The organism is Brevibacillus sp. DP1.3A (genome assembly GCF_013284245.2).
Taxonomy (GTDB): domain Bacteria; phylum Bacillota; class Bacilli; order Brevibacillales; family Brevibacillaceae; genus Brevibacillus.
In genome coordinates this window covers 6,414,698-6,425,000 of record NZ_CP085876.1, presented here as the reverse complement: position 1 = coordinate 6,425,000, position 10,303 = coordinate 6,414,698, and the positions used below count along the sequence as shown (strand labels likewise).

Below are 10,303 nucleotides of genomic sequence, written 5' to 3'. Positions count from 1 at the left end.
ATGAACAGGTTTGATGAAATGTCCTTGCCCAGTATGAGCTCTCTTAGACAATCGTTCAGATGGAGTGACTCCAGCCCGTCCGCGTTTTGGATAGAGAATTTACTGAGATGGCTTCCTGTCAGATCTAGAGAGGAGCCATTGGCTTTTTCCAAGTGAAGCTCCAGTATAAACGGATTGCTTTTGACAAAGGTAAGCAAGGAATCGGTGGGCTCCTCTGCATAGATTCTTGTCAGGCAAGGGAGCTTTTCCAATTCAGAGATGTCCGTCAGGCTTCGCAGGATGTCAGCATGAATGACGTTGTTAGATCGGCGCAGGCTTGTTCCGCCCAGCGAAATCATCTGGTCATCCTTTGCGGCCTGTTTAAACTGCTTACGACGTTCCTCGGGAATTTGATTCCACTTGTGTTGACGGTACAGGCTCCCTCCGACATCCCAACTGCCGTAACTCCTTGTCTCTTCTGTCACGATAGGTGGTACATTGCCTACTTTTATGTAGCCTTTGGGCACCGCTGGATCAACATAGATGTGATCGAGCTTGTTGTTCCAGAAGAAGTAGTCGCAATATAAGGGCCTCATCTGGTGCAGATCCGATTCATCAGGTAGTGTATCGCTGCTCCAGTCCAGCTCGAGGATACTGATGAGCGAATTGGCTTTACTCGAGCCAGGTTCTTCTACCGATGTGACCTGGCAAGCTGCGTACTTTTGCAGCTTCTCGACAAAAACACAGTAGATGTCTCCGACTGTGGGCGTCATTCCTACCATCCTTTCCATCTCGCAAGGCGTGTTATTATCGTTATTTTTACATATTTTTCATAGGTTGTCGTTGTTCTTGCTGTTTTCTATAATGAAAAAATAAACACAGGTCGGACACAGCGGCGTGTGAGAGGCGGCGAAGAGATGAAGAGAGAAGAGAGCACGGAGAAGTGGATGAGCCGCGTATTGGAGGCCATTGTTGAAACGTCTCGCGATCATTTGTTAATCACGGACCCTGAGGGCTACATCCGGCTGGTTGGCGATTCGTCCTATGAAATATACGGCATTGGAAAGCAAGAGCTCTTGGGCAAAAACGTCATCGAGCTGGAAAAAAGAAAGGTTTTTTCTCCATCTGTCACGCGAAAGGTCATGGATGCCAAGACGCCGCAGACGATCATGCAAGAAATACCCGGGGGTCGAAAGCTGATGGTGACAGCCTTTCCCGTCTGGAATGAGGATGGCAGCATGCATTCGATCATCAGCTATTCCCATGACCTGACTGAAATTATGGAATTGAAACGGCGTTACGAAGGTCTGACAGAGCAGCTCAAGCAGTTTGAAACCGAGATTGAGGAGCTGCGCGAAAAGCACCAGGAGGGCTTCGTGGCAGTGAGTCAGCCGATGCAAGCCATTGAGCGTCTCATCAAAAAAGTTGCGGCTGTCGATTCGAATGTCCTGATCCTCGGGGAATCAGGTGTCGGGAAAAACGTGATCGCGAAAGAAATTCATCGCAATAGCCGTCGTGCGGGTGGGCAATTCGTGGAGATCAACTGTGGCTCGATCCCGGAGGGCTTGCTGGAATCGGAGCTGTTTGGCTATGAGGCTGGTTCGTTTACGGGAGCCGCCAAGCAGGGGAAGCAAGGGATTATCGAGATGGCGAACCAAGGGACTCTCCTCTTGGACGAGCTGGGGGAACTGCCGCTGACCTTGCAGGCCAAGCTGTTGAAGGTGATTCAAGAAAAACGGTTGCAACGCGTTGGGAGCACACAGTACCGCGACGTGGATTTTCGGCTGATTGCCGCCACCAATCGCGATTTAGAGAAGATGGTGAAGGAAGGGAAGTTCCGGCAGGATCTGTATTTTCGCCTGAATGTTGTCCCGATCCACGTCCCGCCGTTACGAAATCGGCCAGAGGATATCGCGGCTCTCCTGAAGCGCGTCCTGCGCTCGCTCAATGAACGATACGGAATGGACAAGCGTCTGGACCCTGCTGTAACACATGCCTTGATGCAGTACGAGTGGCCCGGCAATGTGCGCGAGCTGGAGAACGTCTTGGAGAGAATGGTGGTCACAGCGGACGAAGAGGTGATCACTTCTCAGCATCTGCCCGCGGAAATCAGGTTGGCAGGGGAAGAGCAGGCAGCGATGGAGCCGAGTCTGGCTACTTCCAAGATGTCGCTTCGCGAAGCATTGGAGCAGGTAGAGGAAAAATGGCTGCGCTATGCATCCGAGCACTGCCGGACCACTGGAGAAATCGCGGAGTTTCTCGGCATTAGTCAGCCCTCTGTCGTGCGGAAGCTGCAAAAATATCGAATTCGTTCCAGGTGATTCAAAAATGAATCGTTTATTCAAAAATGAATCGATCATTCTGGTGTTTTGATTCATTTTTGAATAATTTGATGTGACCGTAGTGCCGGAAATGCGATTTCATCAAGCTCTGGCGTTTGGCATAGGTATTGCTACATATCGTGGTTGAGTTTACAAGCAAGCAATTCAACCAATACCATCTCGAACGAGGAGAGGAAACGATATGTCCAAACAACGTCAATTTGTAAACGTAGCTGCTGGTGTGCCAGGTCCAAAGGGAGCGGCCCTGATTGAAAAAAGAAAGCAGTTCGTTCCAAAAGGTGTCGGCAACAATACCCCTGTTTTTGTAGAGTCAGCTTTAGGTGCCTTGGTTACGGATGTAGATGGTAATACGTACATCGATTTTGCCGGAGCGATCGGTACACTGAATGCCGGACACTGCCCGCCGGAAGTAGTTGAGGCACTAAAAGCGCAGCTGGACAAATACATTCATCCTTGCTTCCACGTAGGGATGTATGAGCCATATGTGGCGTTGGCTGAGAAGCTGACGCAAATCACACCAGGCAGCTTTGAAAAGAAGACGATGCTCGCAAACAGCGGGGCAGAAGCAGTAGAGAACGCGGTAAAAATCGCCCGCAAATACACAGGACGCCCAGGGATCATTTCCTTTAGCCGCGGCTTCCATGGTCGTACGCTTCTGGGCATGTCACTGACTTCCAAGGTGAAGCCGTACAAATTCCAGATGGGTCCATTCGCTCCAGCTACGTATAAAGCGCAGTTCCCGTATCCACTGAACAAGCCGGAATCCATGACTGATGATGAGTACGCGCAATTCTGCGTGCGTCAGTTCGAGGACTTCCTCTTGACTGAGGTTGCACCGGAAGAAGTGGCTGCCGTGATTATGGAGCCGATTCAGGGAGAAGGCGGCTTTATCGTTCCGCCTGTGTCCTTCGTTCAAGGTGTCTATAACATTTGTAAAAAGCATCAAATTCTCTTCATTTCGGATGAGATTCAAACAGGCTTCGGTCGTACTGGCGCCATGTTTGCTTCTACCCATTTTGATATCGAGCCAGATATCATCACCATGTCCAAATCAATCGCGGCAGGCTTGCCTATCTCTGCGGTTACGGGACGCGCAGAAATCATGGACGCGCCAAATCCAGGTGAGATCGGCGGTACCTATGGAGGAAGCCCGCTTGGCTGTGTAGCGGCATTGGCAGTCATTGAAAAAATGGAGCGCGAAGACCTTTCTGGTCGTGCGCAGGTGATCGGGGACAAGATCAAGGCGCATTTCCACGCGTTGCAAAAAGAGTTCCCTGTGATCGCAGAGGTGCGCGGGCTAGGTGCGATGTGCGCCGTAGAATTTATCGATCCAACAACCAAACAACCAGCGAAAGAGCTCGTTGCTGGCTTGACCAAAGGCTGCTACGAGTCTGGCGTCATCGTCCTTTCTGCTGGCGTACACAGCAACGTGCTGCGCTTCCTGTCTCCACTGGTTATTACAGACGAGCAACTGGAAGAGGCACTGGACATTATGACGGATGTTCTGAAAAGCCAATACGTGACGAACTAAAAAGCCCGAGGGGGTTCTCCATACTCATGAAAAAGCAACTCTACATCAACGGACAATGGAAAGAAGCAAAAGAATACGCACCGCTCTACTCCCCGTATTCTGGGGAGCTGCTGGCTGAAATCGCTCAGGCAGACGAGCATGACGTCGACGAGGCAATCAAGGCGGCCAAAGCAACAGCCAAAGTCATGGCGAAAATGCCAGCCAGTCAGCGCGCCTTGATACTGGAGAAGGCCGCTGCGATTATGGAAGCACGGAAGGAGGAACTGGCGGTCATCCTCGCACAGGAAGCCGCCAAGCCACTTCGCACGGGTCGTGTAGAAATCGCTCGGACAATCCAGACCTACAAGTTCGCAGCAGAAGAAGCGAAGCGCATTCACGGAGAGACGGTGCCGCTCGATGCAGCACCGGGTGGTGAAGGACGTCTTGCTTTTACGGTACGTAAGCCGATTGGCGTAGTCGGCGCGATCACGCCTTTTAACTTTCCATTTAATCTCGTAGCACACAAGGTTGGGCCTGCCATTGCCGCAGGAAATACCGTTGTACTGAAGCCAGCGAGTCAGACGCCGCTTAGCTCGCTGATCCTGGCCGATATTTTCGCAGAGGCAGGCTTGCCAGCAGGAGCGCTCAATATTTTGCCTGGAAAAGGCGCAGTCGTAGGCGAAAAGCTGGTCAGTGACAGCCGAATTGCCGCGATTACGTTTACGGGAAGCCCAGCGGTTGGAATCGCGATGAAAAACAAAGCGGGACTCAAGCGCGTGACCTTGGAGCTTGGCTCCAACTCCGCAGTAATCATCGACCACAACGTGGAAATCACGCAAGCGTTGATTGATCGTTGCGTGATGGGTGCCTTCTCCTTTAGCGGTCAAGTGTGCATCTCGCTGCAACGCGTCTATATTCACCAGAGCAAGTACGAAGAGTTCCTGGAGAAGTTTAAGGCGGGCACAGAAAAGCTCGTGCTGGGTGATCCGCTGAACGAAGAGACAGACATGTCCTCTGTGATCTCCGCCAAGGATCATGAACGCATGGGAGCATGGGTACAGGAAGCAGTAGAAGCAGGTGCACATGTAGTTACTGGCGGGAAGCCTGTCAGTGACAACCTCTTTGCCCCTACGATTCTGACCAATGTGGGCGCGAATGTTGCCGTCTCCTGCCAAGAGGTTTTCGGTCCAATCGTAGTCGTTACACCGTTTGAGACAATGGACGAAGCGATTGAGGCGGTAAATGACTCCCGATTCGGCTTGCAGGCAGGTATCTATACGAGTGACATTCACGCGGCTATGCGTGCAGCGGAAGAGCTGGAGGTCGGAGGCGTGATGATCAACGACATTCCAACGTTCCGCGTAGACAACATGCCGTATGGCGGAGTAAAAGACAGTGGCTTTGGCCGCGAAGGGATCAAGTATGCGGTCGAGGAATTAACGGAACTAAAATTAATCGCGATCAAACTGTAACAACGAATGACGGGCCCGATGAGGCTCGTCTTTTTTTTGAAAATAGCGTCTTGAAGGCGATTTTTTCCATTTCCATAAATTGTCATAAATGAAACCGCTTCAAAAAGTTGTTTGGTATAGGTGGTTATGTTAGTCTAGCGTGTAGTGGCAGACTATGTTCATTTTTGCGGAAGAGTGTGTGATTACACTTTACTTGTTGCGCAGATGAAATAGTCGTTTTTTTATGTGTATAGGGCATTTCTTACATGAAAAGGGGACAATCATGATTAGTCATAAGAAAGGGGCCAGTGGGTCCCGATTATTTCACTGGATCTCCCTGGTAGCGATCGTGGCATTGTTGGCAGGCTGTTCACCGTTTCAGGGGAAAGAAAACGGTGCAGATAACGGCCCAGCGCCGGCCAAACCTGAAAAAATCGAGCGTTACCAAGGGGAAAAGAGCAAGGCAGTGTCTATGGTCTACACGACGCAAAGACAGCTTGCTCTTACTTTTAATGGGATGGCAGATAAGGACACGATGAAAAGACTGCTCGAGGAGTTGGACAAGTACCACATCAAGGCAGCTTTTTTCATGCCAGGAATGAGAGTAGCGGAAGAGCCTGACATTGCGCGAGAAATTGTTGCCAGAGGTCACGAAATTGAAAACAACACATTAAAACAGTCAGATTTGCAAGGCCAATCTTACGAGAAAATGTACGAAGATATCAAATTGGCTAATGAGGTCATCAAAAGAGAGACCGACAAAACACCGTGGTATATCAGAACGAAGTCGGGCGATTACTCCGACGATCTTCGATTGGTAGCTGCGCATAATGGACAAGAAGCGGTCGTGTCCTCCAGTCTGTTTCTGCACAATTGGCAAAAAGAGACGGAGGAGCAAAAAATTCATTACTTAAGAAAATATATGAATCGCGGCGGCATCATCGCGATGGATACAGAGGAGAACAAGTCTGTCGTAGAAAACATCCGTCTTCTCGCAGAGGCAGCTACGGATGTCGGTTACAGATTCGTCCCATTGCACGAGTTGATTGCACAAGGCGGGGAGCGAAAGCCGCTGCAAGAAATTCCGGGTTTTGATGCAGCAAAAATGAATGCGGCGTACTACGAGTCCAAGCCAAAACTCATCTATCGAAAAGAAACAGACAAGAAGATGGTCGCCTTGTCCTTCGATGATTGGGGTACGGATCAAACAGTTACGAAGATTCTCGATATCTTGGACAAAAAAGGAGTAAAGGCTTCGTTTTTCCTTCGCGCAGATGGTGTAGAGCGAAATCCAAACTTGGCGAGAGCGATTGCGGAAGCGGGTCATGATGTAGCCAACCACACCTATTCTCACCCGGTAAATACCAAAATTGCGCCGGAAGAATTGCAAAAAGAGATTGTCAAAGCCCATCAGATCATTACCGAAGCGATTCAGCAGAAGCCGACGATGTATTTCAGACCACCAACTGGGGCGTTTGACGAACAGACACTCAAGGCGATTGCAGCGACGGGCTACGAGGATATTACGATTTATGATGTGACGCCGTCCGATTACGACAAGAAACGGAGTGCGGACGATATCGTCAAAACCATTATGGAGCAGACGCGGAGCGGAAGCGTGATTCTGCTGCACATGCTCGATGACATTCACACAATAGAGGCGCTACCAATCGTAATTGATCAGCTTAGAAGCAAAGGATACACGCTTGTACCCATGACAGAGATGTTTGGCCAATAAAGCCCAAAATAGAACAGGGAGAGGGAGACAGCTTATGAATTTGTACGAAGGGATTGTGGAGAGAAAGGAGAAAATTGCTGTCGTCGGTCTTGGGTACGTAGGCCTGCCGATAGCGATGGCACTGTCCAAACGTGCGGCTGTGATCGGATTCGATGTAAACAAAGAAAAAGTAGCAGCCTATCAAAAGGGACACTTTTATGATAATGACGTGGATCAGGAGCTGACGAGTGACGCTGCTATTGAAATCACTTCAGATGAAAATAGATTGCAGGAAGCGCGATTTTTTATCGTGGCAGTGCCTACTCCGGTCAAAAGCGGCAATGTCCCCGACTTGAAATATGTAGAAAGTGCATCCCGCATGGTGGGCAGACAGTTGAGAAAAGGGTCAATCGTTGTCTTTGAATCAACCGTTTATCCAGGGGTAACCGAAGAAGTTTGCTTGCCAATCCTGGAGTCGGAGTCGGGCTTGCGTTGTGGCATAGACTTCAAGGTTGGCTATTCACCTGAACGCATCAACCCGGGAGACAAGGTAAATCGTTTGGAAAACATCGTCAAGATCGTATCGGGGATGGATGAAGAAACATTGGGAATCGTAGCAAGCGTCTACGAGCTCGTGATCAAGGCAGGCGTTTATCGAGCAGAAAGCATCAAGGTAGCGGAAGCGGCAAAAGTCATTGAAAATGCTCAGCGGGATGTCAATATTGCGTTTATGAATGAGCTGGCTATGCTGTTCAATCAGATGGATATTCCGACGAAGGCAGTATTGCAAGCGGCAGGAACCAAGTGGAACTTCCTCCCTTTTTCACCGGGCTTGGTCGGTGGGCATTGCATCGGTATCGACCCTTACTATTTAACGTACAAAGCAGAGGACAGTGGCTATCGCTCCCGCATCATTTTGGCGGCTAGACATATTAACGATGGCATGGGGAGATATGTCGCCCAACAAATTATCAAAATGGCTGTTCGTTCGAAGCTCGACCTCAAGAATGTACGGATTGGCATACTCGGACTGTCCTACAAAGAGAATTGCGCGGATATCAGAAATACCAAGGTGACGGATATCGTTGAGGAACTGAGGGAGTACGGGATCAACCCACTGGTCGTAGACCCGATGGTAAATCCTCAGGAGGCATACGAGGAATACGGCATCGAGTTGTCAGAGACGAAGGCTCTCCATGACTTGGACATTGTGGTTGTAGCCGTACCGCATGCTCCCTTTGCCCAGATGGAAGTCGCTGATTTTGCCGCGATGTACGGCAAGAATGAAGCAAAAATCATGATCGATATAAAAGAGACTTATTCCAAAGCTGACTTTGAAAACAGTGGATTTCATTACTGGAGCTTGTAGGCAGTGGAGGGGAGAGAGCGACAGTGATGAAACAGTTGATAGAGAAAATAAAGCCTAAAAAGAAAGAGAAAATCGATGAAGTACTGACAGTTTCCAAAACGGAGAGGCGCGTGCTATCGAATGTGCCAGACCCGGAGAAAATTCGTGTCCAAGTGGACCGACGTGGTGCTAAAGATACGAATGAGCAAGGACAGCTGGAGGACCCAGAATATTTGAATCGCATTCGGATGCTGAGTCTGCGCTATATGGCGGATTTCCCGGTGACGCTATTGACCAAGAAACAGCGGGTCAAGGAAGGAGTCAAGGCCAGAGCCGTCGACATTTCTTCGACTGGCCTATTAGTTGAACTAGATTCAGAGATAGAAGACATCCAGGTGGGACAAGTGTTTATGATTCATTGCACAATCCCGCCAGGTACAATGCCAGAAGGCTATGAGTCAACGGTGAAGCTGGATGCAACTGTCGTTCGCTGGTTTACGCAGGAAGAGGACGGGCGTCAGAAGTTCATGCTCGCCTTCGAGTTTTCCAAACCGCTGACCGAGTATTTTCGCAAAAAGCGCTGGGGATACGCGATTTATATCGCAAGTGCCTCCCTGTTTTTCGCTGCGGCGTTTATCGTGCTCATGCGCGCGGAGAGCGTGATTTATTTCAAATACAACATGTACTTGTATTTGTACAGCTTGATTGCCGCTGCCTTTTTGCTGACACGGTATTTATTCGGTGCTCTTTATCGGGAGGTTCCCGTCAATCCGGACTATACACCGGGTGTGAGTATTATTATTCCGTGCTTCAACGAAGAGCAGTGGATTCACCGGACGATTTTGAGTTGTGTGAATCAGAACTACCCGATTGATAAGCTGGAGGTCATCGTGGTAGACGACCGCTCGACAGACCGATCAGCAGAAGAGATTCAAAAGGTCATCGATATGATTCATAACGAGGCCGAGCGCTATATGACTCGCGAACGCGTGAAGATGCACATTCTTTCTGAAAACGGCGGGAAACGGGTTGCTTTGGTAAAAGGTGTGGAAATGGCCAAGCACGATTTGGTTGTCTTCGTTGATTCGGACAGCTTTTTGGAACCGACTGCGATTCGCAACCTCGTACAGCCTTTCCAAGACCCGAAAATGGGTGGTGTCGCAGGGCGTACGGATGTGGAAAACAAGTTCACCAACGCAATCACCAAGCTCCAAACGGTTCGTTACTACATTGCTTTTCGCATTATGAAGGCGGCTGAGTCGTGGTTTGATAGTGTCACTTGCTTGTCTGGGCCGTTGTCTTGCTATCGCAAGGAATTGATTTTGCAGCATTCTGAAGCATGGCTGAATCAGAAGTTTCTCGGGCAGCCCGCCACTTTTGGCGATGACCGAAGCATGACCAACTTTATTTTGCGAACCCATCGGACAGGCTATCAGGATTCTGCAATTTGTTCGACGATTGTGCCGTCAGACATGAATATATTTTTGAAGCAGCAGATGCGCTGGAAGCGTTCGTGGTTGAGGGAATCTTTGCGTGCCAGCGGCTTTATTTGGCGCAAGGAGCCTTTTATGGCGATCTTCTTTTACATTGGTCTGATTGTTCCTATCGCTGCTCCCGTCATCGTACTGTACAACCTCGTATACGTTCCGCTCGTTCATCATATTTTCCCGGGTACGTTCTTAATGGGCTTGCTGTTGATGGCGCTCTTAATGAGCTTGGCTCATCTGTTTTTCCGTAGAAGCAAGCTATGGGTTTTCGGGATTGTCTTTTGTGTGTTTTATGAGCTGGTGTTGTTGTGGCAGATGCCTGTGGCTTGGGTGACATTCTGGAAATCTACTTGGGGTACGCGAGAAACACCGCAGGACGTTGAAGCGAGATTGAAAAAAGAAGCTCGAAAGAAGAACAAAAAAGGTTTTGGGCTGCCATTTTAAGAGGGAAAGACAAAGGGAGTGAGGG

Annotated in this window: 7 protein-coding genes (1 of these 7 only partly in view); 6 read left to right on the top strand and 1 reads right to left on the bottom strand. The window is 49.5% G+C overall.

Annotation, left to right across the window (positions count from 1 at the left end; genetic code table 11):
• Positions 1-752, bottom strand: the beginning of a protein-coding gene (locus HP399_RS29730; RefSeq protein WP_173621336.1) for a hypothetical protein. It extends 790 nt beyond the left edge of the window; 752 of the gene's 1,542 nt are visible here — the first part of the coding sequence; it begins with the start codon at positions 750-752; the stop codon falls past the left edge of the window.
• Positions 753-896: 144 nt separating this feature from the next.
• Between HP399_RS29730 and HP399_RS29725 the strand changes: the two genes are divergently transcribed.
• The 6 genes from HP399_RS29725 (at position 897) to HP399_RS29700 (ending at position 10,278) form a co-directional block, all read left to right on the top strand.
• A complete protein-coding gene (locus HP399_RS29725) occupies positions 897-2,300 on the top strand; it encodes a sigma-54 interaction domain-containing protein (RefSeq protein WP_173621335.1) in 1,404 nt (467 codons plus the stop codon).
• Positions 2,301-2,502: 202 nt separating this feature from the next.
• Entirely contained in the window at positions 2,503-3,852 is a 1,350-nt protein-coding gene (gene gabT, locus HP399_RS29720) for a 4-aminobutyrate--2-oxoglutarate transaminase (protein ID WP_173621334.1), read from the top strand.
• A gap of 26 nt (positions 3,853-3,878) precedes the next feature.
• Complete coding sequence (locus HP399_RS29715) at positions 3,879-5,303, top strand: aldehyde dehydrogenase family protein (protein ID WP_173621333.1); 1,425 nt, start codon at positions 3,879-3,881, stop codon at positions 5,301-5,303.
• A gap of 262 nt (positions 5,304-5,565) precedes the next feature.
• The gene (locus tag HP399_RS29710) at positions 5,566-7,020 is read left to right on the top strand and encodes a polysaccharide deacetylase family protein (protein ID WP_173621332.1); all 1,455 of its coding nucleotides are present in this window, start codon (positions 5,566-5,568) and stop codon (positions 7,018-7,020) included.
• Between the two features lie 34 nt (positions 7,021-7,054).
• The gene (locus tag HP399_RS29705) at positions 7,055-8,368 is read left to right on the top strand and encodes a nucleotide sugar dehydrogenase (RefSeq protein ID WP_173621331.1); all 1,314 of its coding nucleotides are present in this window, start codon (positions 7,055-7,057) and stop codon (positions 8,366-8,368) included.
• A gap of 26 nt (positions 8,369-8,394) precedes the next feature.
• Positions 8,395-10,278: a glycosyltransferase family 2 protein gene (locus HP399_RS29700; protein ID WP_173621339.1), complete on the top strand. Its 1,884-nt coding sequence runs from the start codon at positions 8,395-8,397 to the stop codon at positions 10,276-10,278.
• Positions 10,279-10,303 lie beyond the last annotated feature (25 nt).

Excerpts from the sequence above, each read along its gene's own strand:
- HP399_RS29725 (WP_173621335.1), top strand. The coding sequence starts at position 897 with ATGAAGAGAGAAGAGAGCACGGAGAAGTGGATGAGCCGCGTATTGGAG.
- HP399_RS29700 (WP_173621339.1), top strand. The coding sequence starts at position 8,395 with ATGAAACAGTTGATAGAGAAAATAAAGCCTAAAAAGAAAGAGAAAATC.
- HP399_RS29710 (WP_173621332.1), top strand. The coding sequence starts at position 5,566 with ATGATTAGTCATAAGAAAGGGGCCAGTGGGTCCCGATTATTTCACTGG.
- HP399_RS29705 (WP_173621331.1), top strand. The coding sequence starts at position 7,055 with ATGAATTTGTACGAAGGGATTGTGGAGAGAAAGGAGAAAATTGCTGTC.
- HP399_RS29715 (WP_173621333.1), top strand. The coding sequence starts at position 3,879 with ATGAAAAAGCAACTCTACATCAACGGACAATGGAAAGAAGCAAAAGAA.
- gabT (WP_173621334.1), top strand. The coding sequence starts at position 2,503 with ATGTCCAAACAACGTCAATTTGTAAACGTAGCTGCTGGTGTGCCAGGT.